Origin of the sequence: Methanolobus zinderi (genome assembly GCF_013388255.1) — an archaeon.
Lineage (GTDB): Archaea > Halobacteriota > Methanosarcinia > Methanosarcinales > Methanosarcinaceae > Methanolobus > Methanolobus zinderi.
This window is the reverse complement of sequence record NZ_CP058215.1, coordinates 1,777,633-1,803,296: the sequence shown is the minus strand read 5'-3', so window position 1 is coordinate 1,803,296 and position 25,664 is coordinate 1,777,633. Positions and strand designations below refer to the sequence as shown.

Sequence of the window (25,664 nt, the reverse complement as noted above, 5' to 3'; positions counted from 1 at the left end):
TTTATAACTCCCTCCTCACGAGTTTGATAGCATCTACAGGGCATATCATGGCACAAGCTCCGTCAGAACCACAGATTTCCTGGTCAACTACCTTGACCGTACCGTTTCTGACCTCAAGGAGCTTCTTGCCGTCAACTTCGTTGAGGTAACCGGCTCCGACCTCTCCGTCGGTTGCATTCACAGGACATACTATTACACAGTTTCCGCAACCAAGGCATGCCTCTTCGTCGGTCTCCAGTACGGATGTAAGCGTCGGCCTTGGTACATCTTTGTTAAGAAGTTTCTTCTCAAGGAGTCCTTTCTTTTCGACTTCAGGTACGATAGCTGTCTTGTTAACTGTTATTGCATCTACCGGGCAGCACACATCACAGGCACCACAGTATATACATGCATCAGCACGCTGTGCGACCTTGTCCACTCTCTGGCCTGCTTCCCAGTCAGGATTGAAAAGTGCATTACATGGGCAGGTGTCCACACATGTTCTGCATGCTGTACAGGTGTCCTCGTCCCTGTGCCAGGTACCCTGGAATGGCTTTTCCACGGCAATCGCATCAACAGGACAGACTTCCATACACCACCCACAGTGGATACAGCAATCGTTGTTTATAACTGTCTCACCATCAACACTTGCGCTTCCATCATCTGAAAGCCACTGCTTGACCTCGATGCATCCCTGCGGACATATCTGTTCACAGAGACCACAGTGTACACAGTTGTCGTTGACAGTTGTTTCCTTAAGAGCAACACTGATGTAGCTGTTGTCATTTACAGACTTTCCAGCCTGTCTCAGTTCAAGTGCGCCAGTGGGGCATGTCTTTGCACAAATTCCGCATAAAATGCAGAGTTCTTCCTGGTTTTCGAGGAAGTCCTTGTCTATAAGTCCCCTGGCTACGGCTCCGACTGAACCGATAACTAAAGAACTCTTAGGACATGCCATGGTACACGTTCCACAACCGATACATTTCTCTGGAAGATATATCAGTTGCTTGTCGTCTTTTACTCCAAACACTACTTCGTTCATCTGATCTCTCCGTAATCCTGCCTGTAACTCCAAATGCTTCTTTTTAGGTCGTTGCTGATGACGGATACGTTATGCAAGCACTTAGGCAAAACTCCACTTAAAAACTATCCGTAGAACGTTCCATTATTGAGCACTTTTTTTCTTTGTGGCATGAATACGCCTTTTTAAGCTGAACCCGATTTGTTTAATTCAAGAACCATCAGGTTCACCGCAAATTCAATTCCAAATTAACGTGTCACTGATTTTGCTTCTCCTGAGTTCCATGTCTCAGAGAATTGTAAATATAGTGACGCGTATTTGTTATAAAAGTATCGTTTGTACCTGCTACTGTTCTGTTACTTTCTCGATTGACCTTATCCGAATGATTGTTCTTTCATTTTGAAGCGGGAAAAATTCGGTGATTTTATATACTACCTTAAACCCCATTTCTTATGGGGAAGTAGCAGATGTATAGTAAAATGGAAAGCTTTCGTACTTTTGATACTCTTTCTATTATCCGGGAGTTGTCTGAGAGCTGTTTTCGGGTTCATGCCAGGTTCCTTAATAAGTGCTGCAGGAGCAATGTAAATGCCGCTAATGAGCATAATCGGCTGTGAGGCTTTCGCAAAGGAAATCTCTCAGTTGCTTGGAAAAGACAGTGATATAGAGCGTCTTATTGTCATAAACGAAAAGAGGTCGGATATTGTAAAGGAGCTGGATGAGCTCGGAACACGGTACGAATTACTGGCACCTGATATGTTGCCCCCGGGTCTTAAAACAAAAGATGAGTTCAGTGTAATAGTGGATCTGCAAAGCCTTTTATTACACGGGGAAAGCTCAAGGATAAAAAAAGAAACATATGAAAAGGTAAAGTTCTACGGAAATGTTTCAAGTGGAGTGCTTCTGCTGTATGATATTCAAAACGATATCTTTGCAGACGTTTATTCTGATTTTGAAAGGTCACATTTTGATATTATGACCCTGAAAAACGGTATAAGCAAAACATCGAAAAGATCTGGAAACCTGAATGTGTGCATAGCCGGTCGTTCAGGAAAAGAAACTCCTGATCCGGACCTTATTGAGATATACGTAAATTCCTACGGCAGGTTGAAAGAAAAGCTTGTCAGATAAGAAAAGGACTTTTTTTAAGTTTAAAAAATAAAAAGGATAGTAAAGGCTTAACCTTCAGTCAGTTTCATCTCTTTTCCACAACAGTTGAGTGTGATTTCACAATCATCTCCACATCCGCTGCACTCGCTTACGACTTCAAAGGTGATTCCGCACTCTTCACAACTAATGCGCTGTCCTTTCTTTAAAACACTGCATGCATTTGTAGCAGGTACCATAAATCTTACTCCCCCGGTTTCTAGTTTCTTGAACAGCTTATTCCTGTTCTATGAATTCTTTCTCATATTGTCTTATAAAGGTATCTCATTTCCTTCCATCCTGAACTCTGTGCTTATTAATGTTTAAATAGCATATCGCCATGTATGTTGCTACATATAATATGGCCAATATAGACCGGACAAGCTCAACAAAGTTTGCCGGATAAACAAATTTTCAAAAATGGTGTGGCAGTAATGAGTCTGGAAGGGAGTGCCTATGCACTTGGTGCGGGCACTGTTATCAATGCAATAGCTACATGGAAGGGTGCAGCATTCGGGATCGATCTGAAAACATATGCTGACGTGACCCTTTCCAAAGATAAGAGATCAGTCAGAGGTACCATTGAAGCTATGCCGGATGCGGATACTACTCTGATCGAGAGATCTGTGCAGTACGTACTGGATCATTTCGACCTTGAGATGGGTGGCACAGTGACTACGAGAAGTGAAGTCCCGCTTGCAAGCGGCCTGAAAAGCAGTAGTGCGGCTGCAAATGCAACTATTCTTGCCACACTGGATGCCATCGGTGAGGAGATGGAACCTGTTGAGGCTGTCAGGCTCGGTGTCAGGGCGGCAAAGGATGCAGGTGTTACCATAACCGGTGCCTTTGATGATGCCTGTGCCTCCTTTTTCGGAGGATTCGTTGTCACCGATAACAAAGAGCTGGAACTTGTCAAAAGAACAGAGGGAAGATCTCAGGTGCTAATCTTTGCACCCGATGAGAAGTCTTTCAGCTCCTCTACCAATGTGGAACGCTCGAAACTTATCGCTCCCTGGGTGGACATCGCATACGGGCTTTCCCTTGAAGAAGAATATGAGAGGGCAATGACTCTGAACGGTTTTCTCTACTGCAATGCACTGGGGTTCGATACAGAATTCCTCATGCGGGCACTTGAACTGGGTGTAAAGGGTGTCAGCTTATCCGGTACGGGCCCATCCTATGTGGCTCTGGTTGATAAGCGGTCTGCAGATGCTCTTAAGAGTGCATGGCAGGGCTGTGGTGTAAGCGGAACCCTGATATGTACGAAGATTAATAATAGGGGCGCAAGTAAACTTTAGATGGCGAGATACATGACCACTATACAGGAAGTACGTGCGGAAATAGAAGAGATAGACCGTGAGATGATAGAGTTGATCCATAGAAGGGTCGGTCTTGCAGAAAAAGTTCTTGAATCAAAACAGAAGGAAGGTATGCAGATCAACGACACAGGACAGAATCATGTTGTCCTTGACCGTGCAGTTGATTCTGCCACAGAGAGAAACCTTGATACTTCATCGGTAAAAGAGATATTTGAGATCCTCATACGTATGAATATAGAACGCCAGCATGAGCTAAGTGGTGAAGGGAACCTTCCATAGGAGTTTTTTTAATGGTTGATATTGCAGTAATAATGGGTTCGGAATCTGACAGGGCTATTGCCAACAGGGTAACAGGCGTGCTGGATAACAGTGACTATTCCTACGATGTGCAGGTGATATCCGCACACAGAAATCCGGACAAACTTGAAGAATATATATCACAGAGCGATTCAAAGGTCTATATCGCAATTGCAGGTCTATCGGCTGCTCTGCCGGGAGTTATCGCTTCCAAGACAAAGATGCCTGTGATCGGTGTTCCTGTAAGCGCAAAAATGATGGGTCTGGATGCCCTGCTCTCAACAGCACAGATGCCTCCTGGTGTACCGGTTGCCAGTGTTGGTGTGGATAATGGTGCAAATGCAGCCTACCTTGCGATCAGGATACTTGACCTGATTCCTTAATCTAATTTTGTGAGTTCGAACAGACAGTGTTCGTCGCCATTTCCCATGGTTTCAAGGACATCGACTTCCATGTCCTCATCTTTCATATTTATGATCCTTGCAAAGATCCCCCTGGAAAGCGTGCAGAGTATGGGATTTGATCTTGCTTCTTCTTTTCCCCACGGGCAGGTGTTGCCTTTTATTTTGAAACCGTTGTCACAATCCGTATTCTCTACCTCAAAGTCTGCACCCAGCTGATTGATGATCTGGCAGCACAGATCTCCTACACATTCATATCCTACGATATCACTTTCTGTGTTCGCATTCTCAAAAATGGACTCCACGACCATGTCTATCATCTGGTGGATGACAATGTTCTTCTGTTCGGGAGGTAGTGTTTTCAGAAGAGTCGGTATTATCTGGGTGAGCATTGAACGTATGCGGTTCTGGAGCTCAAGCTTATCCTTTTCAGCAAGCAGATCAAAGTGAAGGTTCTTCAGCCTGAGCAGGGAATTGATTCTTGTGAGAAGTTCCAGCTTGTTCACGGGTTTTGTTAAAAATTCATCGGCTCCGGCTTCTATACCTGATATCCAGTCGTTTCTGCCGGAAAGAGCTGTTACCATTATGACCGGAATGAATTGTGTCTCTTCATCACTTTTCAGGTGCTCACACACCTGGTATCCGTTCATCTCAGGCATCATCACATCCAGCAGGATGATATCCGGCATCTCATTTTTGACCTTTTCAAGTGCTTCGTGGCCATCGGTGGCAGAAACCACCTCATATTTTTCATCCAGGTATGCCCGAAGCAACTCTATATTCATTACCTCATCATCAACAATGAGAACTTTTTCTTTCTGCTCGCTGGAAATAATAACAACTCCTTTGAATTCCAATAGTTATTTTATATTAATCATTTTTATATTAAATATAATTTTAAACCCTCTTATAATTATCGGAATACAGGGTAGTCTAATCCATAGCAGTATATGAAAAAATGTGAAAATGTAGAGGTAAGTTATTCCTGTATCTCTCAGATCTCAACAAGTTTGCCCTTTGAGCCCTTTATCTTGATACCTGCAGCAGTGATATCAAAAACATTGACATCGAGAGAGATCTTTGTGCTGCGCATCTTTGGTATGCTCAGGAAACGTTCATTGTTACCTGTATAGGGATTCTCCTTTACGAACAGCTTTACTGCACCATATGTCGAATAGTCTGCAATCTTATGAGTCATCTCATATGCAGCTTCATCCATGATGTGAAGTGTGGTGGTATTCTGCTTTGCAAGTAAACGGTTCAGGGTATCGAACTTGTCCCTGAATTCCTTTGTAGTCAGCCCGAAAGCCAGTACTCCGATATTGTCTATAACAGCAACCTCGGTACCTTCGGGGATAAGCCTGAAGATATCAAGCAGATCTATCTCTTCGATATTGAAACCTGTCTGATCGGGTCTGATGGTTCTGTCAAGACCTGACTCTTCTATAATATCTATTTCAGTATCACTGAAATCCTCGGTAAGTTTTGCATCACGTGCCATGCCTCCGGTACGAAATTCTATAACCGGTTTGATATGCAGGTTCCCTTTCTCTATAAAAGAATCAAGGCCCAGTCCAAGCATGGCTGCCTGTTCCAGAAGGTCTTCGGGGGTTTCTTCGGTTGCGACCATTACGCAAATTTTACCATCCATACAGGACTTGTGAAGAAAGTGGAGTCCAAAAATTGTCTTTCCCGCACCGGGAACACCGGTTACAAGTATCCCTTTTCCTTTGGGATATCCTCCTCCGATCTTTTTATCCAGATTCTCAATACCTGTTGGCATTCTTTCCATATTATCACTTTGTGCCTTGATTTTTTTGTTTCTAGAAAATATAATATGTTGTATATTATATAAATATATCCTATTTTTTTAATAATTGGTATTGTATTCACCTTTTGATATTTTTAGAGGAACGGTTACTGATATAAGGCCGGAGGTTGAATATTCTGATATATGTGTGGTTGGAAAGCATTTTAACGTATCTTTCGGGTTCAGGTAGTTTTCCCGATCCATGTATTACATTATGATCAGAACCAGGGGATTTAGATGAAAGTTGATCTTACTATTAAGATAGGTGGAGCAGCAGGTCAGGGATTGGACACCATTGGCAGTGTTCTTTCAAGTACTTTAATGAAATGCGGTTTCTTTGTATTCACCACTCAGTTCTATCTTTCAAGGATAAGGGGTGGTCACAATACTTTTCAGATACGCATCAGTGATGAAGCTATAAAAGCAATGGACGAGAAAGTTGACATATTGATAGCCCTTGACAGAGCTTCAATTGAGAATCATCTTGATGAAATGTCAGATGGTGTTGTGATAGTTGACAGGGATACTGTTAAACTTGATGATGATTTTGATTCTCTTTTCCACGTGCCTCTGCTTAAAATTGCAAAGGACACCGGTGGCAATAAATTATATGCCAATTCGGTGGCCGTAGGGGCAGCCATGGGGCTTCTTTGCCTTGATTTTGATGTCCTCTCGAATGTCCTCTCTTCTATATTTGAAAGAAAGGGCCAGGAGATCATTGACAACAATATCAAGGCAGCAAAGGCGGGTTACGATTATGCAAGGGATAACTACCCTCAGGGATGTAAATTCGATATACAGCAGCCTGAAAAACACAGTAACAAGATGCTTATTGCAGGTAACGAATCTGTGGGTCTCGGAGCCCTGGCAGCAGGTCTGCATTTTCTGTCAGCCTATCCAATGACCCCGTCTACAGGTGTTATGAACTATATTGCAGGTAAAGCTGGTAAGTTCGATCTTGTAGTTGAGCAGGCAGAGGATGAGATAGCAGCACTCAATATGGCTATCGGTGCTTCCTTTACAGGTGCACGTTCCATGGTGACAACATCCGGCGGAGGATTCTGTCTTATGGTGGAAGCCCTGGGTCTTGCAGGTATTACAGAAACTCCTGTGGTCATATTCCAGGCCCAACGTCCGGGTCCCGCAACGGGGCTTCCCACGATGACAGAACAGGGTGATCTGTTGTTTGCAATCCATGCAGCCCAGGGTGAGTTCCCTCGATGTGTGTTTGCACCGGGCACTCCTGAAGACTGCTTCTATATGACTGCCAATGCTTTCAATATTGCAGAAAAGTATCAGATCCCTGTTATTGTGATGAGCGACCAGTATCTTGCAGATTCCATGTTTACCTGCGAGCGCTTCGATGCATCAAAGGTCTCAGTTGAAAGACATCTGCTCTCAGATGAGGAAATAAAGGATATGCAGGAGGAATATGCTCGATACAGGTTTACATCCAGTGGCATCTCGCCCAGAGCACTTCCCGGACAGGCTGGTGTGCTTGTAGGCGCTGACAGCGATGAGCACGATGAGTTCGGGCATATTGATGAGACCCAGGAGAACAGAATAAAAATGGTCCACAAAAGGATGAACAAGCTGGAACTGCTCAGAAATGAGATGCCAGCTCCTGAAACCTATGGTTCTGATGATGCCGAACTGACCTTAATAGGCTGGGGATCTACCTACGGTCCGCTTGTTGAAGCTGTGGATATTCTCAGGGAAGAGGGTCACTCCGCAAATCTGGTGCATTTTACACATATTCATCCTCTGCCTGCCGAAAAGATAAAGGAGATGCTGGGCAAACCCGGAATGAAGGTATGTGTTGAAAATAACAGGACAGGCCAGTTTGCTCGTCTGCTTATGGTAGAGACAGGAATCGAGATGGTGGATAATGTGCTGAGATACGACGGACTTCCTTTTACTCCGCAGTTCATAGTAGATTCCATTAAGCAGAAGGAGGTGCTATAAATGGTAAGTGTAGAAGATTACGGTAATTTTGATACTGCATGGTGTCCCGGATGTGGGGATTTCGGTATACTCAAGGCTCTTAAGCGAGCTCTTGCGGATATGGATAAATCTCCCGATGAAATGCTGCTCGTTTCAGGAATAGGGCAATCAGGGAAGCTCCCGCACTATCTTAAATGCAATTTCTTTAACGGTCTACATGGTCGCACTCTTCCTCCTGCCACGGCTGCGAAGATCTCGAATCACGAACTGACAGTCATGGCAGTTGCAGGGGATGGGGACTGCTATGGAGAAGGCGGCAATCATCTGATTCATGCCATAAGGCGTAATCCCGACATAACCGTACTGGTACATGACAACCAGATATACGGACTGACAAAGGGCCAGGCGTCACCCACAACACAACCCGGCATGAAAACCAAGATCAACAAGGAAGGTGTGTTCAACAGGCAACTTAATCCGCTTGCTCTGGCCATATCACAGGACTGCTCCTTTGTTGCCAGGTCATTTGCAGGAGATATTGAACACCTGTCGGAAATGATAAAGAAGGCAGTAGAACACAGGGGTCTTTCACTTTTGGATATACTCCAGCCATGTGTCACTTTCAACCATCTTAACACATTCAAGTGGTATTCGGAAAGGGTTTACAAACTGGATGAGAATGAATATCCGTTGAATGACCGGGTAAAGGCCTTTGAGAAATCCCTGGAATGGGGCGAACGTATTCCCATTGGAGTGTTCTATGTAAATGACAGGCCTGTATTTGAAGAAAGTCTTGATGTACTTAGTTCCGGTCCGCTTATCAGGAACAAAGTGAAAACAGATAGTGTGAATGAACTGATAGATGGGTTCATGTGACCAGCTTGATATCCATCATTTTTATTATTTCCGTATTTTGTAAAGCAAAATGCAGCATTTTTACAATTGATTAAAGCTTCAAAAAGGAAAAGAGAAAAAGAGTAGTTAATCAATAGTTTAACTACTTTCTTCTCTTGAATACAAATGCCAATCCAAGCACTGCTGCAATCGGGAGTGCCATTGTCGGGAATTCAGGGATAGCCGGCTCTTTCCAGATTTTTGTTACCGGGTTTGATTCAAATTTAAACTCTGGAATGCAATTAACTGTCATTTCCCTTGTCTCACTTGCTAATTGCAGTGTAACAAAAGCCTGAATTGTATCTTCGCCTGTTAAAGAGCTGCTATAATCCCAAGTTGCAATACCATTGGCATCAGTTACATTTGATCCGGTAAGGCCGGCATTTGGACCATCTGTTACCTTGAAGATTACTGTTTGTCCTGGAATACCGTCGTTACCATCAAAATTTGCTAAGACATCGCCGTTTATTTGATTCCATGTGAGTTTTGCTGTCAGAACGTGCGTCTCTCCGACTATATTCGTTGCACTTTCCGGTGAGAGATATAAAGTTGCAATCTCGGGGATATCATTCCCATTTTCTATTGCTACTGCTGGAACAGCAAGCATGGCTACCACTAACAAAGTTAGAATTAAAGTTTTCGATTTCATATTGCACCACCTCGGTTAGATTCAACCATATCTAACCTTAAATGACCACTTCAAATATTTATGATAGTGTATTTTTTCCACTGTCTATATTTTATTTATACTTTATGTTTTATTCATCGGCTAATAAATATCTTAACAAAAAAATGAATACATCGCCAATTCCAGCTAAGAGGTTAGTTTTTGTTCTTTGAGTGAACGATTAATTTGCAGATAATTCCATTTCTATGTCATCTGAATGTATATTCTGGCTTACCAGTGGGATTGTAAATATAAATGTACTACCTATGCCGGGTTCGCTTTCAACAGCTATATTTCCACCGTGAAGCTCGACGAATCGTTTGACAAGTGCAAGTCCAAGGCCCGTACCCTGGTATTCTCTGGACATGGATGAATCTATCTGGTGGAAAGGTGTGAACAATTTCTCCTGATCCTCTGCAGATATACCGATTCCCGTATCAGTGACCAATACTTCTGCCATAGCACCTTTCTCATGTACTTTAACCTCTACCAGTCCGTTATCAGGGGTGAACTTGACAGCGTTGCTCAGAAGGTTATAGAGTATCTGTTTGAATTTGATCTCGTCCGCATGCAGAGACAGGCTTTCAGGCTCCACAGAAAACTTTAGTTCTATGTCTTTTTTTCTTGCGAGAGGAACAATAACATTCTGTATGTTCCTTATTGTATCAATTACTTTGAAATCGTGGAAGTGAAGTTCCATCTTTCCGGACTCCACTTTGGAGATATCAAGTATGCTGTTTATCAGCTCCAGGAGATGTCTCCCGCTTGTGTTGATATGTTCTGCAAACTTTTTCTGTTTTTCATTCAGATATCCGAAGTGACTGTCCTGCAGAATTTCGGAATATCCCATAATGGCATTCAGTGGTGTCCGGAGTTCATGGCTCATATTTGCAAGGAATTCACTCTTTGCACGATTTGCTTCTTCGGCCTGAATTCGTGATTCAACGATCGAGTGTTCAAATCTTTTGAGATCTGTTATATCATTAACTCCAAAAATGACTTTAGGTTCCTCTCCTGTATCAATGTATGAAGTTGAAACTAAAACATTTCGGGAGACCTCTGAACCATTTGGGAGAACAATAGTGATCTTTCCTTCTCTTTTACTGATACCCTTACCTCTTCTAAGCGTTTCTTCAGCTGCGTTTTTGAAGACACATTTGCTACATTCCTCACTCGTACCACATACGTTTCCCCTGTGAACATTGATACAGGAGAACACCTTGCCAGTCTTTTGACCAATCATATGCTCTTTGTTTTTCCCGGTAACTTCCATACATGAATTGTTTACGTTTTCGATGTATCTGCTACTGTCCTCAAGTATTAATGGTATTGGCGCAAGATTAAAGATCGAGTCTAGTAACTCCCTTTGTTTCTCCAGCTCTTGCTGATTCCTCTTACGTTCATCGATATTACGGCTGATTCCAAGGAAAAACTTGAATTCTCCTTCCTCGTCGAGAACAGAGGTAATATGCATTTCAGTCCAGACTGTTGAGCCATTCCTGCAGGGTTGTTGTACTTCGAATATCCTTGGAACGTCCGGAATAACACCTTTCCTGAAATGTTTGAAGAATGTTTCAAAAACGCTCATCAGCTCTTTGTATGAGCCTGGCATGAGTATTTTGTCAACCGGTGTATCAACCAACTCTTCCGGAGTGTAGCCTCTAAGTCTTTCAACTGATGGGCTGATGTATAGAAGTTTTGCGTTCCTGTCAAGTAACCAGATGACATCCCTTGCACTCTCAGCTATAAGGCGGAATCTTTCCTCACTCTCCCTCAAGGCGATTTCAGCATCTTTTCTTTGTGTAATGTCTCTGGAAATGCCTATCATCTTTTCAGGCTTACCACTTTCATCAAACAAGGGTTTGAGATTTAAAGAATACCAATGGACACTTCCATCAATGGGTACACTTCTAAATTCGATGTGTATTTGTTTCCCTTCCCAGCATTTTTTCATTTTTTCCCGGAACATATCTCTGTCATCCGGATGAATAAAACGGTGGAATGTATCAAAACCTCCGCTTTTCAGGTCAGATGGGATTATGGTGTTGGCTCCTCCAATGGTTTCCCGTAAAACTCTGTTCTCCTTAAAATCCCATTCCCATAGCTCGAGTTTGGCAGTTTCAAGTGCAAGCTGTAATCTTTGATGGTTTGCTTCATTAAATTTGATATCGTTTTCCTTTTTCAGCATATGGAATGATCTTTCAATGGTGAAGCTGAGTTCATCTTCGTCAAATGGTTCCTTTATAAACCACGCATGCTCAAAAGATTGTATTTTTTCTGGAAAGCCGGTAAAACGGGATATTATGAAAATAACAGGTATTTGATTATCGCGAGAGTATGCAAGACAGCGATCAACCATTTCTTCATTAACCTTTTCTGTGTAACAAAAAAGCAAATCTGCACTTGTATTACTTAGTTCCCTGTCGCAATTATCCTTGGAACAATCCAGCTTGCAGACTGAAAAACTTATTTTTTCAAGCATTAATGCCGTTTTCTCATGAGCCTGTTCATAACAGGCAAGTATCGCTGCTTTTGTCATTAAACTTTGCCGTGGGATGCTGTTCAGATGTCTGAATCTAACGAACAATACAAAAGTTCAAATGTTACTTATAGAGAGAATTCTTATTCTATTTAAATTTATCTACATACTAATATTTGAACACAGATGTCCTTAGCCTGATTAGTAAATCATTCCGCTGCAGCATACCTCTAATAGAGACTTGTACTCAAGTCCTGATTCAGACTTAAACAATTCTTCCTTCAATGACCACGAGTTCTTCAAAAGAACATTTTGTACGTGCAATAATTCCGGACTGTATGCCATGCTCACGCATGATTTCTTTAACTTCGTCTATACCTGTCAGTGAAGATATCAGAAGTAGAATTATTCCATTTTCCGAAAGATAATTGCTAACTTCTTTCATGAAACCGACGATCGCATCACGTCCGTTTCTTCCTCCGTCAAAGGCATAGTTCAGCCATCCCGGAACCTTTTCATCATCAGATGTGGGCAGATACGGGGGGTTGAATATCACTATATCAAAACTCTTGTTTTTTTTTATGCCGGCAAACATGTCTGTTCTGATCACCGATACGCCGTTGGAGCTTGCACATTCGACTGCATATGGATTTATTTCGGTTGCCACAAGCCGGATGTCTTTGTTAGCCTGCAATACTGCAGCTACAAAACCTGTACCGGTCCCAATTTCCAGTATGTGCATTCCGTCAGTACATATCTCTAGTGCAGCATCTGCAAGTAGAAAAGAATCCTCTGCAGGCTCATATACATTATCAGCCCGATTTATTGCTGCATTTTTGTAGTTGATGGTGACCATTTGCCTGTATCTCTTCTTTATGCCTGTACATCAGGTTGGCAAGGTATGCGAATTCTGCTGGTTCAAGGTTTTCGGGTCGTTTATCCAGCATTTCCCGTGGAAGCTCACTTATGAACTCTTTCATGTCCGGGATACCAAGAGGCTGCTTGTTCTTGAGGATGGAATTTCTCATCTTCTTGCGTCTCTGACCAAAAACTGCGGTTACAAAATCGAGGAAGTACTTTTCGTCAGCCACCTCAAATTGTGCGGGTCGGGGTACGACTTTCACGACGGCAGAAAGCACTTCAGGTGGTGGTGAAAATGCTCCTCTCGGAACTTTCATAATTATCGATGCATCGGCAAAATAGTGTGTGTTAACCGACAGCCGGCTGTAATCCTTCGAGTTTTCCCTGGCTACCATGCGTTCTGCAAATTCGAGCTGGTACATCAGTATTCCCAGGTCAAAGTCATATTTGAAGAGTTTAAAAGTGATCTCAGATGAGATCGAGTAAGGAAGGTTCGCCACGACCTTGTCAAAATCCGGGAAATCAACATCAAGTACATCGGCATGTATTATCTCTAGCTTATCAGTTTCCCCGAAACGGCTGATCAGGACATTGACAAGGGCAGGGTCACGTTCGATGGCAATCACTTTGCTTGCTTTTGCCATGAGCCTTTCTGTGAGGTTCCCTATCCCTGCTCCTATCTCAAGTATGGTTTCATCAGGACGGATGTCCGCAGCATCGACGATTCGGTCGAGCATGCGTTCATCCACAAGAAAATGCTGATCATGGTTTCCGCCCCGGATACCATATTTCCTGAGAATGTCCCTGACCAAAGAACTAACACCCTTTAATGCTTTGGACGTCTGGGCGGAAGAGTGAAGAGTCTGTACTTTATGTTGTCATCCTTGAGTTCATCGATTATACGATTGGCTATAACCTTCTGTGGGGAATGTACTCCTCCCACTCTTTCATGTAGTTCCTCAAGGCTGCTGAACGGACCTTTCTTCCTTTCATCTATTATGGCCCACATCAGTTTTTTCCCGATACCGGGCAACAGCTCAAGCATATGGAGCCTGTTGGTAATTGGATGTGCGTCATTGAAAAACTTGACAAACCTCTGTTCATCATGAGTAACATTTGTCTCGAGAATGAACGGAAGTTCTATCTGGGCACCATGGCTGAGATCATCGTATGTGGTTCTGTGTTTCACATGGTCGATCTCGTCCCTGTCACCTTCACCAATATATACGCGGGATTGGATGTCAGGGATTTTGCCTTCTTTGGGTACAAGTTCCATAAGAACAAAGTTCTTCTCACCAACCGCCTGTACAATAGGTTTCTTCTGGTAGGATGGCCGCCTATCATCCGAATTTCCATACGGCAGGTAATCCAGTACCCATGCGAATTCTTCTTTTTCAGGTGGCTTTCCCCTAGCTGGCATATATTCCCTCCGGTGTTCCCACTGCTAATGGTTAATTATTCTTGCTGTTAAAAAAGGATGGATATGATATAAATCTAATCCATTGCCTCTTCGACCATTTCAAGCATCTGGTCCAGTTCCTCGTCTGCTAAAGTGAATCTCTCTTTTGCATAGAGGGACCTGAGCTCATCTCTTGTCAGAGGCATGATGTCTGCTATGCGAATAGCAATTTCAGGTTTCATTTTTTCAAGTTCAAGGAGCTTGTTCACAAGTTCTCTTGATTTTTCCGGCGATGACTTTGAGAACATGTCTGCGTGATTTATGGCCTTACGTAGCTCATATCCCAGCTCTTCCTCGTTATTCAAACGCTCTTCCATAATATCGTGCAGAGCACCCCTCACTTCGGGAAGGGTTAACATCTCTTCGCTCAGAATTTGCTTAACTATCATTGATATACACTCTTTGCAAAATTATATCATGTTCTCTCGACTGACATTATTAAAAATGCCAGATATTATCTCCATTGCTGTCAATAGAGATATATCTAACGTTATAAAAGTTTCCAGACAAATGTCTGAAATGATCTTTTAGTTCAGTTTCTGTAATTTCAGGTGCTGTGGAAGAGAGATGATCTCTTTCATAGCATTGCCGTCCCTGACCTGAAGCAGGTAGGCACGTCCTCTCTGACCGATGATCTTTCCGGTCCTTCCCTGATACCTGGCGTGTGGCATTCCCTTCTGGATGCTTGGGTCGATGTCAATATGTACCATCTGTCCCTCATCGAACTCCTGGATTGCCTTGCTTACAGGTGAAAGTCCTCTTTCCCTGACGCTCTTCTTCAGTTTATAACGTGTACAGCATTTCTCTCCGTGTGATGTTGGCATGATTTTTCCTCCGTTGATCAACAAGATTCTATTGAATTCTATTTTCAGTTAATGATTAGTTCGTTAGTTTAAGACTTATCTAAAGCAGTCATGGACAGATGTCTTCAGATGTCTACGTTTATGACATCGAGTTCGGTGACCTTTGCCTGGACACCAAGTTCACCTGTAAGGCTTGGCTGCGTTCTTCCCTCATCGCTGGAAGTGAGTTCCTTTACATATAATCCGCCGTCACAGTGTACCTGTATAATAGCATACTCATCTGTAAATTCCAGCAGTTGCATGTCATGGACACGCCTTTTCCTGACCAGATCAGCCCTTCTGTGGGATACACGCTGTGGTGTTCTCTGTGATATCTCAGCTCCGACCAGATTGTTGATGGAAGATATAAGCTTTTCCCTGGAAACAGGCTCATTGAATGTAACTTTTAGCTTATAAACTTTATCCGCCTGAGAGCTTTTCAGTGTCTCGATCACATCTTTCTCAACGATCTTCAGTCCTTCTACTTCCACTTTGCCACCGGCAAATGCATTGATTTTCTTTTCAAGCTCATCCACATCGATAGAGCGTATTGCCGGTTCAACGGCTTCAACCACAAAGGGTCTGCCGCTGCCAAGCATCAGTGCATCGATATCCTCTCTTCCGGCTCCGTGGAAAGTGGTGTCTTCGGACTTGCACGTTCTAACGACTTCTACGCGGATAATTTCATCCACAGACTCAGGATACTGCTTGCCTGTGAAATCACATTTTTCACAACCTCTGCCGCCACAGCCCTTGCAGGGCCATCTGGTCTGCGGGATCCCTCTGATAAGTTTCCTGTACCTGCCCTGGATATAGAGCGAGCGTATCTGAAGATCTACCTTATCGTTTGCGATATCAAGTGTAAAAAGTACATCAGGTCTTTCAAACTCTACTTCTTTACCGGTGCGTGCAGCAATGAGTTTTCCGACCTCTCTGTTCAGTTCCGTCTTGAACTGCTCGGCATGTGTGATCCCGCACTCGCTCCAGAGTATTTCCTCGTTCTCGGCAAGCAGGCCACTAATCTTGGTTCCTACCAGAAATGTGGAGTACTCGATATCGCCGACAGCTTCGATCGCACGGTCTGCCCAGGTATCAAGATTGTCATACAGGCCAAGGCATACCCAGCATTTTTCATCATCTGTCTTGATTCCAAGGCTCTTTCTTGCAAAAGCACTGCTTGGAGCAAGTTCTTTTAAGATGCTGTCATCTCCGCTCTCCTTTAAGAGAAGGTCTCCTTCCATGGCAAGGGAGAGCTTTACAGCCTGCCCCCTTTCCACATTTGTAAGACCCGTGGACAACTTGGCAAACTGCCTTCCCATGCAGTTATCACAGATAGGCCCTTCATTTATTATCTTTTTAGCAGTTTCAAGTATGGTCATTTGATCACTTATCTACTAGTATCTATATGATTGGCACGAAATGGTTGACCTGTAATTAATCATTTTTGGGTTGTTCCAGCCGGTCCAGGTCGTTCAGTATGATTGTTATACAGTGATCGGAATGAAGTGACAGGGGGCCGATAGATAACGTTTTACTGGCACCTTTGTTTATTATATCTTCTTCTTCCTCTGTAACACCCATATGGTCCCCAAGCACGAAAACAGCATCATCTGCAAGATCATTCACATCTCTGATGTCTTCTCCGTCCTCTCTAAGATAGTATATATTCCTGTTATCGTCAATAAATTCCTGCATGAGCTTTTCCAGCCCACCACGACGGATCCGGACTCCGGGGGTGGAACGTGTTTCGAAATCCGTTGCAACCTTCTCCAGTGCTTTTTTTATCAGTGAGCCGCTGCTTCTCTCGTCAGGGTTGAGGTACCTGAGTTCTTCTCCGTTGAAACGAACTATTTTACCGGGATCGGGTTCTCCCAGCAGGATCAGATGAACGTTGATGTCTCTCCTCATTCCATGTGAGAGGAACAATGCAGAATTTATGCATCTGCAAAGTATGTCCATGCGTCCTGCGGATCCAGGCAGGTCATTAAGGGAAAAGTCCCCGGTAGTAAGTGCTTTGTGGCCTATTATAACAAAATCTTTCATATTATATGCTCCCGGATATGGGTTTATTTTCCTTCCCTGATCAGTAACTTTGCAAGGGCTGCTGCAATGTCCCTGTAATTGTGTCCTTCCTGTGCAAGTTCTTCAACCCACTCGTCGTATCTTTCAAGGTTTCCTGACCTGATGCTCACTCTGATTGTATCCGCTATCTGTTCTTCTTTTACATTGCGGACATCCTTTTTGGAGGGGATATCTCTTGGAAGGATCTTTGTTTTAGTATGTCTCTGAATGGCTGTCAGTTTTCCGATTTCGTCCTTTGTTACAAAAGAATATGCAGTCCCCGGCCTGCCGGCCCTTGCGGTCCTGCCTATCCTGTGGACATAGGTCTCTATCTCCTGTGGCAGGTCGTAGTTCACAACCGCCTCGATATTATCGATATCAAGACCCCTGGCTGCAAGGTCCGTTGCGATGATTATGTTGATGTTCTCATTGCGAAGGTCGTCAACTGTGTTCTCACGCTTCTTCTGCTTTTTATCGCCGTGCAGGGTTCCGACTGAATGTCCGCGGGATTTCAGTTTAATGTACAGCTTATCAACCTGTTTTATCGTATTACAGAATACAAGGGCAAGCTGAAGGTTCTCTATTTCTATCAGGCGATGCAGGGCTTCAAGTTTCATGTGCTCCTTCATCTCAAAATAATACTGTTTCACTTCAGGCACTGTCATCTCCTTCCCTGTAATCTTCACGTGTTCCGGGCTCTGCATGTATTTATCGGTTATACGAAGTATGGGCTTTGGCATTGTTGCTGAAAAGAGCAGTGTCTGTCTTCTTTGCGGTGTGAGCTCAAGTATTTCCTCTATGGATTCCCGGAACCCCATCTTGAGCATCTCATCGGCCTCATCAAGGATCATTGTTTTGATGCCGTCCAGGTTGATACTCTGGCGTTCGATATGGTCTATGATCCTTCCGGGGGTGCCCACAACTATCTGAGCACCGTTTTCCAGGTCCTGTGTCTGCTGACCCATGGAACGCCCTCCGTAGACGGCTGCGATTTTCAGTCCTTTTCTGTGCTTTGAAATCGATGCAAGTTCGTCTGCCACCTGGTTTGCCAGCTCTCTTGTGGGGCAGAGCACCATTGCCTGTGTGACCCTCTTATCCTGGTCGATCATCTCTGCGAGTGGTATTCCAAAGGCAGCCGTCTTGCCGGTGCCGGTCTTTGCCTGGCCTATTACATCTCTGCCTTCCAGTATTTGCGGAATGACCTTGCTCTGGACTTCTGTCGGTTCCAGATAACCCATTTCTCTTATACTGCTTAGTGTCTCTTTTGAAATCCTGAGATCTTTGAATGTCTTATTTTCCATTTTTCTTCACTCTTTAGTGCAACAGATAATTTGAATCAGTAATTTTTCCGGCATCCGGGATATTCTACTTAGATTCCGGCAGCATATCGTTCGGATATTTCAAGGGCAATCCCGGCGACTTCTTCCGCGTCCTTTCCGAGGATCCTTATCATTGGCTCTTTGCCGGGTCCGCCTTTATCATATACTATGTCCGGCACGGATCCATATCGCTCAATCGCATCGCATGTGCCCCAGTCCATAGTATGGGTCTTTTCAGGCTCATCGGCCCTGTCAAAGGATGATACTCCAAGGTCCATTTTCCTGCAAATTTTTACGATATCTTCCGAATACTTCACGTTCACAGCGGCTCTTATAAGTGAATCATATTTCATGGCTGCCAGTATTATGCGGGCCACATGGCTGCTTGCTCCGAATTCAATATCTCCGACGACTTCAGGCTCACTTTTCAGTCTGACTATTCTTCCTGTTACCGCTGCAATATCGGAGGTCTGCCCGGCATCCGGTAATGCCATTGCAATGTTTGCCCCGACCTCCGGAATAAGTTTTCCAAAACTTGAGGATTCGGTAATATTGCTGACTGCGTTTTTCAGATTTTCCAGTACTGCATACTTCCCGGCATCTGTCAGTGTCCCTGCAAGCGGATTCACAGGTCCTGCTCCCTTGCCCACGTTCCGGCTGCCAAGAATTGCCCTGACGACGAAGTCCTTTGCAGCCTTTGCAGCCTCCGGCAGGCTCATCCCCTGTGCAAGATAACATGTAAGTGCGGAAGAATATGTGCAGCCTGAGCCGTGTGTCCCTCCTTTGACAAACTCTCCGGGAATCACGGTAAACTTCTTGGTCTCACTTTCATAGATTATATCCGAGGCGTCGAGATGTCCGCCTGTTACTATAACAGCTTTGACTCCGGTTTCGGCAATGATCTTTGCAGCCTGCTTTGCTTCTTCGATGTTTGTGATCTTAATACCTGATAACGCTACAGCTTCATTGATATTGGGTGTGACAGCATAACTACCTGGCAGCAGTTTCTCTTTCAGGGTGAATATTGCTTCTTTTCTGAGCAGGTCTCCTCCGGCCTCTGCGGCCATGACGGGGTCTACTACCAGTTTCAGGTCGTACTTGCTGACCATTTCGGAAACTGCCGATGTGATCTCGGGGGAGGAAAGCATTCCTGATTTTGCCCAGCGGACGTCCATATCAGTGCATACGGCATCCACCTGGTTTCTGATCACCTCTTCCGGCAGATCAAAGGCACTCAGCACTCCCTGCGTGTTTTGCGATGTGACTGAAGTGATGGCACATGCTCCGTGCAGGCCAAGAGCCGAGATAGTTTTGATATCTGCCTCTATGCCTGCGCCACCTCCTGAATCCGATCCTGCTATTGTCATTACGATGGTTGTTCCGGTCATGCATATGTCTCCCTGTCGATTTGCTGTTTACTTTGCTTTATATTGGTGCAGGCTTAAAGCATTGTAAGTTAAATAATAGTTGGTCGTATTTGCAGGTAAATATGTGATGATTCTTTTACTGCATGCCTCTTTACGATAGTTTTATATACTGTATTCACACCATTGGAGCATCACAAGACGTATATGTACGCAGACAAATTAGGTACGTGTAATCAGATTTATTCAGATTTATTTAATGAGGGCAAGTAATATGGGAAATAGACCTCTTGATATATTGAACAATGCGTTGAGCACTCCTGTAATCGTGAGATTGAAAGGTGCAAGGGAGTTCAGAGGTAAGCTTCAGGGTTACGATGTTCACATGAACCTTGTACTTGATGAAGCCGAGGAACTCAAAGATGGAGATATTGTAAGAAAGCTGGGTAGTGTTGTGATCAGAGGCGATAACATAGTTTATGTTTCTCCCTGAAGCAAACGTAACCTATAAAAACTAATAAGCATATCAGGGCATTCCAGCCGATATGCAAGCTAACTTATAATCAATTCAAAAGGTGATAATAAATGTCAAAAGGTACTCCCTCAATGGGTAAAAGACAGAAGCGCACGCATGTAACATGCAGGCGCTGTGGTAGTGTCTCACTTAATATTCATACAAAACAGTGTACTTCCTGCGGATTCGGGAAGACACCCCGCATGAGAAGTTACAAGTGGCAGGCAAAGTGCAAATACTAACTGCCTCTTCTCTTTTACACGCCCGGGATCAAAATGCGTGAAGAATGTGGTGTTGTGGGTGTGGTGAAACACGGTGATGAAAGCCATCCCGTACCAGCCGCGCTTCAGATGTACTATGCCCTGTATGCATTGCAGCATCGCGGGCAGGAATCCTCGGGAATAACCGTCCACGACGGCAAAGAGCCCAATACCATTAAGGGTATGGGACTTGTGCCTGAGGTTTTTAAAAAAAATGACCTGATCGAACTCAAAGGCAAAGTCGGTGTAGGTCATGTACGCTATTCTACGTCAGGCGACTCCAGACTTGAGAATTGCCAGCCATTTATCGTCAGATATAAAAGTGGCAGTGTTGCCATAGCTCACAATGGAAATCTTGTAAACAGTTCAGAGCTTCGGAAAAAACTGGAATCAGAAGGTCATCTTTTTGTTGCAAGTTCAGATACCGAGGTCATAGCACACCTTCTTGTGAAGGAGCTTTTGAAGTATGATCCGGTAGATGCTATAAGGCATGTAATGAAGCAGCTTAACGGTTCTTATTCACTTGCCATTCTTATAGACGACACACTCATGGCCGTAAGGGACCCCTTCGGGTTCAAACCTCTCTGTATAGGAACCATAGATTCAGGCTATGTTGTAGCCTCGGAAAGTGTGGCAATTGATACCCTGAACGGTGAACTGCTCAGGGATGTCAAGCCAGGTGAGCTTGTTATCTTCCGTGACGGTGAGATAGAGTCACATCAGCTTTTCAATGAGCCATGTTGTGCACATTGTGTTTTCGAATATGTCTACTTTGCAAGGCCGGACTCAATAATCGATGGTAAGCTTGTTTATAAGGTTCGGGAGCGGATAGGTGAGATACTTTCGAAAGAATATCCGGTACAAGCTGATATGGTCTCTCCGGTTCCCGACTCGGGGATCACTTCTGCAATCGGATATGCCCGTGAGTCGGACATCGATTATGAAGAAAGCCTCATGAAGAACCGTTACATAGGCAGGACTTTCATCTTACCGGGGCAGGCCATGCGTGAGACTGCAGTGCGTCTTAAAATGAATACAATTGACGAGAACATCAAAGGCAAGAGTATAATCCTGATCGATGACAGCGTTGTCAGGGGAACTACCTCAAGACGTATTATTGACATGATCAGAAAAGCAGGCGCAAAGGAAGTACATGCCAGAATTGGCAGTCCTCCTATAGTTGCTCCGTGTTATCTGGGAATAGATATGGCCTCAAGGGACGAGCTGATAGCCGCACACAAGACTATTAAGGGTGTTGAAGCTGTTATTAGTGCCGATTCCCTTGGTTATCTGAGCATTGAAGGCCTGGTTGAATCCATAGGACTTGACAGGGATGACCTCTGTCTTGGTTGTCTGACAGGAGCTTATCCTGTGGACATACCGGGAGAGAAGATGTGCAACCGCAGGCAATTAAAGATCAATGAGTTCCAGTAACTGTCCGCAAATTGTATATACAGTTAAATACTAGAAAAATATACTAATATTCAGACAGATTGTCTGTCTGTTAGTTTGAGATCTTCATTTACAAGGCCTGTACCACCCCTTGTGAATGAGGGGGTGGGGTACCCCAATCTTAAATTTCTCTATTGATCCGTTTTCATCTTTTCATTTTCAATCAATTTGACTTCAATGATTTTAAACTATCAGAGTATAATCTCCAAAAATGATATTATACACTGGTTTTATTGTATTGTCAGAAAAAGGTTTATGGGGCCGGGACCGAGAATCGAACTCGGATCGTAGCCTCCACAGGGCTACAGGATAACCGCTACCCTACCCCGGCTTGAAGAAGGGTTGTTCTTTGAAAGCACCCTATAGATGTCCGTTTCTTACATAAATCTTTCCTTTGAAAAAGATTGTGGGTGGCACGAAAAAGTAAGATTCGTTTAGAATCTCACTTTCCAAGCTTTTCAATTGCAATTTCCGCAGCTTTCTTTCCGGAGAGCATCATGCCGCCAAATATAGGTCCCATCCTCGGGGCACCTGCAACCGCGTTTGCTGCCATTCCAGTGACGATAAGCCCGGGATATACTTCCTTTGTAGTCTCCATGAGTATGCGCTCTCCCACTTCGGCCCACATGGGTTTCTCACCAACAACTCCGAGCTCGCCCAGTTGTGCACCGGGTACCTTGCGCTGAACTGTGCTGCAGACAGCTGCATCATGTCCCGTACCGTCAATGACCACCTTTGCACAAATGGAAAGTGGATCCACATGAAGCCTGTTCATGGATACGGGTCCCCAGTTGATCACCAGGCCGCAGACCGCATCATTTTCACGTATCATCACATCTTCCACATCTATCAGATTGAAGATCTCAGCACCTGCTGATGTGGCACCTGTAATGAGTCTTCCCACGGATTCAATGGAGCTTGCAACATAATATCCCTTTTCGTATTCATGGTAGTTAACACCAAAATCATCCAGAATGTGCTTTGCATCTTCCTGAATCACAATACGCGGGAACATCATTCCTCCGCCCCACATTCCTCCGCCTATCGAGAGTTTCTTCTCAAAAATAACAGTCTTAACTCCTGCATCGGCCAGGTATTTGGCAGCAACCAGGTTTGCAGGTCCTCCGCCGACAAGTGCTACATCAACATCCGTATAGTCAAGAAAGGTTTTTGAATACTCCTCGACTATGGCCCTTGTAATAACGAGCTCATCCAGTTCCATAAAAATGCCTCTTATTTTGTCAGTATTATGGTCTGATGGCAGGCATTTGTCTTAAAGATGTCGGGGACATTGTTTTCAGGCATGCTGTGGTCTGTGAAGTCCGTGCATTTCTTCAGCTTGACCCAGAACCTGCTTCCCTGACCTTCGGGATTGTCCTCCACGCCAACCTCCGCCTCGACGATCTCGGCTATTCTTTTGACTATGGCAAGACCCAGTCCCGTTCCTTTGACACCTTTTTTATTAACACGCTTGAAACGGTCGAATATAAGCTCCTTTACATCATCCGGTATCCCCTCTCCGGAGTCGGTCACTTCCACCTTCCAGTAGTAGTTGGTGTCCACGACATCAACTATAATGGGTGTGCCCTCGGGGCTGTACTTGATCGCATTGGAAATAAAATTGGCAAATATCTCCTCGATTATCGGATTGAGCATGGAATAGTAAGTTCCCTTTGCTCTCATATCAAGTGTCATCTGCCTGTCCTCGAGCTTGTGCTCGAACTGCTCGATGACATTCCTGAGAATTGCACCGATCTCCATTCTCTCAAGCCGGATGTCCTCGGTGGATTCCAGTTTGGCGAACTTGGCAGCGATCTCGATCATTTCGATCAGCTTGTCGTTGTTGCGTTTTATGCTGCTCACCATGTTCTTCTTTTTCCCGTCATCCTCAATTTCCATGAGCAGGTCCGTGAATCCTTTTATATTTCCTGCGGGGTTTAAGAGGTCGTGTCTCATTATGTCTGTGAAGAGGTCCTTGAGTTCATTGGAGTGGCGCAGCTCTTCTTCGAATTTCTTTCTCTCACTGGTGTCCATGGTGGTGCCTGCAAGTCTGGAGGGTTCACAGTCACCGGTCCACTCCACAACCTTGCCACGGCTGAGTATCCACTGCCAGTTCTTGTTCTTGTTCTGCATCCTGAACTCTGATTCAAAGAAGGGAGTTCTGTCATTCAAGTGAAGGTCGATCTCATTCTTTACGGATGGCAGGTCTTCATGGTGTATCATATTCAGCCACGAGTCAAAATTCGGCTTGATATCACGTGCTTCATAGCCAAGCATTTCCGCCCATCTGTCATTATATATCAATTCGTTCGTATGTATGTTCCAGTCCCACATGCCAAGGTCAGCACCTCTGAGTGCGAGCTCCACTCTTTCCTGTGTCTTTTTCAGGATCTCCTCGACTTCCTTGCGTTTTGTCACATCACGTACGATGGCAAGTGCATAACTGTTATTCTCATGATCTGTGAAAGTTACATTGATCTCCGCAGGAATGACTTTGCCATTTTTTGTGCTGATAGTTTTGTCAATATCAAGGAATCTGTTCCCGCATATGTCCTGTATATCCTTTTCCCAGAACCTGCTTCCGAATAACTGCTCATTCCTGTCTCCTGTAAATTGCATAAACTCGTTTCTGGAATATCCCAGCTGCCTGCAGGCAGTTTCATTGACATCAACAACAGTTCCTTTCTCAGAGTCTATCACAAAGATGAAATCATTTGATTCATCGATGAGGCTCTTAAACAGGCTGAGTTCGTTCAGGAAGGATTTATGCTGCATAGCCATTCCCACAAGTTCCGAGAGAATCTTCAGGGTCTGTTTCCACTCATCACTGCAATTCTTCGGTAAATCGGGATTCTCGATCCCTATAATACCTGTTACTTTTTCATCAAGTTCTACCGGGACAAGAATAAGTGAATCAATTCCCCGGCTCTTCATTATGTCCTTTTCTCTTGATGCCTCATCTGATAGTGAATCTGCTTCAGGGATTATGAGTATCTGCTTTTCATATATCTTCTCTGCAATCCATGGTGTACTGGACAGATTCAGGTTCTCGAACATCGCCTTTTTGTTTTCGCAGTTATTGCTGCTCCAGTGATGTGTCATATGAACAGAGTTGCCATCCCTGGCAATCAACACAAGGTAATTACGCTCACAATTACAGAACCGTCCCGTTCTCTGCAATGTCTCTTCTATCGCCCTGTCAACATCCTTGGGTGCTATAAACAGTGAGATAAGTGAGGTGAGCGTGTTCTCTATCTTTGAGTTTTGCTCCATAAGCTTCCCTATCTCTTCTTTTTCGCTTTTGAGCTCACAGATACTGGCTTCGAGTTCCAGGTTCATTCTGTCAATTCTGGAACTTGCATATATTATAGCTGCAAAGGTAACTGCTATCAGGACAGAGCTCAGGATTATCATGTCCATCTGATCCGTCACGATAAATGGCGAGATGATGATTATGCCGAAAACACATACAATAAGAAAGAATACACTATTGGCTAAATTCGGTATTTTCATACTTTCTTTTTCTTCAGAAAGCCGGGAGTCGGATTTACTCATGTTTTCATTAATATATTGAC

The 25,664-nt window shown here is 44.1% G+C and carries 26 protein-coding genes and 1 tRNA gene; 9 read left to right on the top strand and 18 right to left on the bottom strand.

Going from position 1 to position 25,664, the window contains the following annotated elements:
* Position 1 precedes the first annotated feature (1 nt).
* On the bottom strand, positions 2-1,021 hold the full coding sequence (locus HWN40_RS08855) for a 4Fe-4S binding protein (RefSeq protein ID WP_176965395.1): 1,020 nt from the start codon (positions 1,019-1,021) through the stop codon (positions 2-4).
* A gap of 567 nt (positions 1,022-1,588) precedes the next feature.
* Between HWN40_RS08855 and HWN40_RS08850 the strand changes: the two genes are divergently transcribed.
* A complete protein-coding gene (locus HWN40_RS08850) occupies positions 1,589-2,131 on the top strand; it encodes a hypothetical protein (protein WP_176965394.1) in 543 nt (180 codons plus the stop codon).
* A 47-nt stretch (positions 2,132-2,178) separates the two neighbouring features.
* Here the strand turns inward: HWN40_RS08850 and HWN40_RS08845 are convergent, their stop codons facing one another.
* On the bottom strand, positions 2,179-2,346 hold the full coding sequence (locus HWN40_RS08845; RefSeq protein ID WP_176965393.1) for a hypothetical protein: 168 nt from the start codon (positions 2,344-2,346) through the stop codon (positions 2,179-2,181).
* Between the two features lie 234 nt (positions 2,347-2,580).
* Between HWN40_RS08845 and HWN40_RS08840 the strand changes: the two genes are divergently transcribed.
* The 3 genes from HWN40_RS08840 to HWN40_RS08830 are packed head-to-tail and all read left to right on the top strand — an operon-like array spanning position 2,581 to position 4,145.
* Positions 2,581-3,444 carry a shikimate kinase gene (locus tag HWN40_RS08840; RefSeq protein WP_176965392.1) on the top strand — a complete coding sequence of 288 codons (864 nt, stop codon included), beginning with the start codon at positions 2,581-2,583 and terminating at the stop codon, positions 3,442-3,444.
* A gap of 12 nt (positions 3,445-3,456) precedes the next feature.
* Positions 3,457-3,744: a chorismate mutase gene (locus tag HWN40_RS08835; RefSeq protein WP_176966353.1), complete on the top strand. Its 288-nt coding sequence runs from the start codon at positions 3,457-3,459 to the stop codon at positions 3,742-3,744.
* 11 nt (positions 3,745-3,755) lie between these two features.
* On the top strand, positions 3,756-4,145 hold the full coding sequence (locus HWN40_RS08830; RefSeq protein ID WP_176965391.1) for a 5-(carboxyamino)imidazole ribonucleotide mutase: 390 nt from the start codon (positions 3,756-3,758) through the stop codon (positions 4,143-4,145).
* On the opposite strand, the gene HWN40_RS08825 is transcribed toward HWN40_RS08830, so the two are convergent.
* Together HWN40_RS08825 and HWN40_RS08820 are read right to left on the bottom strand one after the other, a co-directional pair.
* Complete coding sequence (locus HWN40_RS08825) at positions 4,142-5,020, bottom strand: response regulator (protein ID WP_246275883.1); 879 nt, start codon at positions 5,018-5,020, stop codon at positions 4,142-4,144. The two genes, HWN40_RS08830 and HWN40_RS08825, sit on opposite strands and share 4 nt — an antisense overlap.
* 137 nt (positions 5,021-5,157) lie before the next feature.
* A complete protein-coding gene (locus HWN40_RS08820; RefSeq protein WP_176965390.1) occupies positions 5,158-5,955 on the bottom strand; it encodes an ATPase domain-containing protein in 798 nt (265 codons plus the stop codon).
* Between the two features lie 255 nt (positions 5,956-6,210).
* On the opposite strand from HWN40_RS08820, the gene HWN40_RS08815 reads away from it, so the two are divergent.
* Complete coding sequence (locus HWN40_RS08815; protein ID WP_176965389.1) at positions 6,211-7,938, top strand: 2-oxoacid:acceptor oxidoreductase subunit alpha; 1,728 nt, start codon at positions 6,211-6,213, stop codon at positions 7,936-7,938.
* Positions 7,939-8,793, top strand: coding sequence for a 2-oxoacid:ferredoxin oxidoreductase subunit beta (locus HWN40_RS08810; RefSeq protein WP_176965388.1), 855 nt, complete (start codon positions 7,939-7,941; stop codon positions 8,791-8,793).
* Positions 8,794-8,914: 121 nt separating this feature from the next.
* Here HWN40_RS08810 and HWN40_RS13560 read toward each other — a convergent pair whose 3' ends face one another.
* The 11 genes from HWN40_RS13560 to thiD all read right to left on the bottom strand — a co-directional run bounded on the left by HWN40_RS13560 (position 8,915) and on the right by thiD (position 19,887).
* On the bottom strand, positions 8,915-9,460 hold the full coding sequence (locus HWN40_RS13560) for a PEF-CTERM sorting domain-containing protein (protein WP_246275882.1): 546 nt from the start codon (positions 9,458-9,460) through the stop codon (positions 8,915-8,917).
* Between the two features lie 199 nt (positions 9,461-9,659).
* Complete coding sequence (locus HWN40_RS08800; RefSeq protein WP_176965387.1) at positions 9,660-12,017, bottom strand: PAS domain-containing sensor histidine kinase; 2,358 nt, start codon at positions 12,015-12,017, stop codon at positions 9,660-9,662.
* Positions 12,018-12,222: 205 nt separating this feature from the next.
* Entirely contained in the window at positions 12,223-12,813 is a 591-nt protein-coding gene (locus HWN40_RS08795) for a HemK2/MTQ2 family protein methyltransferase (protein ID WP_176965386.1), read from the bottom strand.
* A complete protein-coding gene (gene rsmA / locus HWN40_RS08790) occupies positions 12,770-13,630 on the bottom strand; it encodes a 16S rRNA (adenine(1518)-N(6)/adenine(1519)-N(6))-dimethyltransferase RsmA (protein ID WP_176965385.1) in 861 nt (286 codons plus the stop codon). The genes HWN40_RS08795 and rsmA overlap by 44 nt, the downstream gene beginning before the upstream one ends.
* 14 nt (positions 13,631-13,644) lie before the next feature.
* On the bottom strand, positions 13,645-14,238 hold the full coding sequence (locus tag HWN40_RS08785) for a DUF655 domain-containing protein (protein ID WP_176965384.1): 594 nt from the start codon (positions 14,236-14,238) through the stop codon (positions 13,645-13,647).
* Positions 14,239-14,312: 74 nt separating this feature from the next.
* Complete coding sequence (locus tag HWN40_RS08780; protein ID WP_176965383.1) at positions 14,313-14,666, bottom strand: RNA polymerase Rpb4 family protein; 354 nt, start codon at positions 14,664-14,666, stop codon at positions 14,313-14,315.
* A gap of 138 nt (positions 14,667-14,804) precedes the next feature.
* Positions 14,805-15,101 (bottom strand): 50S ribosomal protein L21e, encoded by a 297-nt coding sequence (locus tag HWN40_RS08775; protein ID WP_176965382.1) that lies wholly within the window; start codon positions 15,099-15,101, stop codon positions 14,805-14,807.
* Positions 15,102-15,205: 104 nt separating this feature from the next.
* The gene (locus tag HWN40_RS08770) at positions 15,206-16,498 is read right to left on the bottom strand and encodes a tRNA pseudouridine(54/55) synthase Pus10 (RefSeq protein WP_176965381.1); all 1,293 of its coding nucleotides are present in this window, start codon (positions 16,496-16,498) and stop codon (positions 15,206-15,208) included.
* A gap of 55 nt (positions 16,499-16,553) precedes the next feature.
* Entirely contained in the window at positions 16,554-17,162 is a 609-nt protein-coding gene (gene trmY / locus HWN40_RS08765) for a tRNA (pseudouridine(54)-N(1))-methyltransferase TrmY (RefSeq protein ID WP_176965380.1), read from the bottom strand.
* Between the two features lie 23 nt (positions 17,163-17,185).
* A complete protein-coding gene (locus tag HWN40_RS08760; RefSeq protein WP_176965379.1) occupies positions 17,186-18,481 on the bottom strand; it encodes a DEAD/DEAH box helicase in 1,296 nt (431 codons plus the stop codon).
* 68 nt (positions 18,482-18,549) lie between these two features.
* Entirely contained in the window at positions 18,550-19,887 is a 1,338-nt protein-coding gene (gene thiD, locus HWN40_RS08755; protein ID WP_176965378.1) for a bifunctional hydroxymethylpyrimidine kinase/phosphomethylpyrimidine kinase, read from the bottom strand.
* A gap of 250 nt (positions 19,888-20,137) precedes the next feature.
* Here thiD and HWN40_RS08750 point away from each other — a divergent pair, with 250 nt between their 5' ends.
* The 3 genes from HWN40_RS08750 (at position 20,138) to purF (ending at position 22,071) form a co-directional block, all read left to right on the top strand.
* Complete coding sequence (locus HWN40_RS08750; protein ID WP_176965377.1) at positions 20,138-20,356, top strand: LSm family protein; 219 nt, start codon at positions 20,138-20,140, stop codon at positions 20,354-20,356.
* A gap of 92 nt (positions 20,357-20,448) precedes the next feature.
* Positions 20,449-20,619 (top strand): 50S ribosomal protein L37e, encoded by a 171-nt coding sequence (locus HWN40_RS08745; protein WP_176965376.1) that lies wholly within the window; start codon positions 20,449-20,451, stop codon positions 20,617-20,619.
* 33 nt (positions 20,620-20,652) lie between these two features.
* Positions 20,653-22,071, top strand: coding sequence for an amidophosphoribosyltransferase (gene purF, locus HWN40_RS08740; protein WP_176965375.1), 1,419 nt, complete (start codon positions 20,653-20,655; stop codon positions 22,069-22,071).
* Between the two features lie 274 nt (positions 22,072-22,345).
* On the opposite strand, the gene HWN40_RS08735 is transcribed toward purF, so the two are convergent.
* The 3 genes from HWN40_RS08735 to HWN40_RS08725 all read right to left on the bottom strand — a co-directional run bounded on the left by HWN40_RS08735 (position 22,346) and on the right by HWN40_RS08725 (position 25,644).
* Positions 22,346-22,420 (bottom strand) — tRNA-His (locus HWN40_RS08735).
* A gap of 111 nt (positions 22,421-22,531) precedes the next feature.
* Positions 22,532-23,311 (bottom strand): sulfide-dependent adenosine diphosphate thiazole synthase, encoded by a 780-nt coding sequence (locus tag HWN40_RS08730; RefSeq protein ID WP_176965374.1) that lies wholly within the window; start codon positions 23,309-23,311, stop codon positions 22,532-22,534.
* Between the two features lie 11 nt (positions 23,312-23,322).
* Positions 23,323-25,644 carry a sensor histidine kinase gene (locus HWN40_RS08725; RefSeq protein WP_176965373.1) on the bottom strand — a complete coding sequence of 774 codons (2,322 nt, stop codon included), beginning with the start codon at positions 25,642-25,644 and terminating at the stop codon, positions 23,323-23,325.
* Positions 25,645-25,664: the final 20 nt, after the last annotated feature.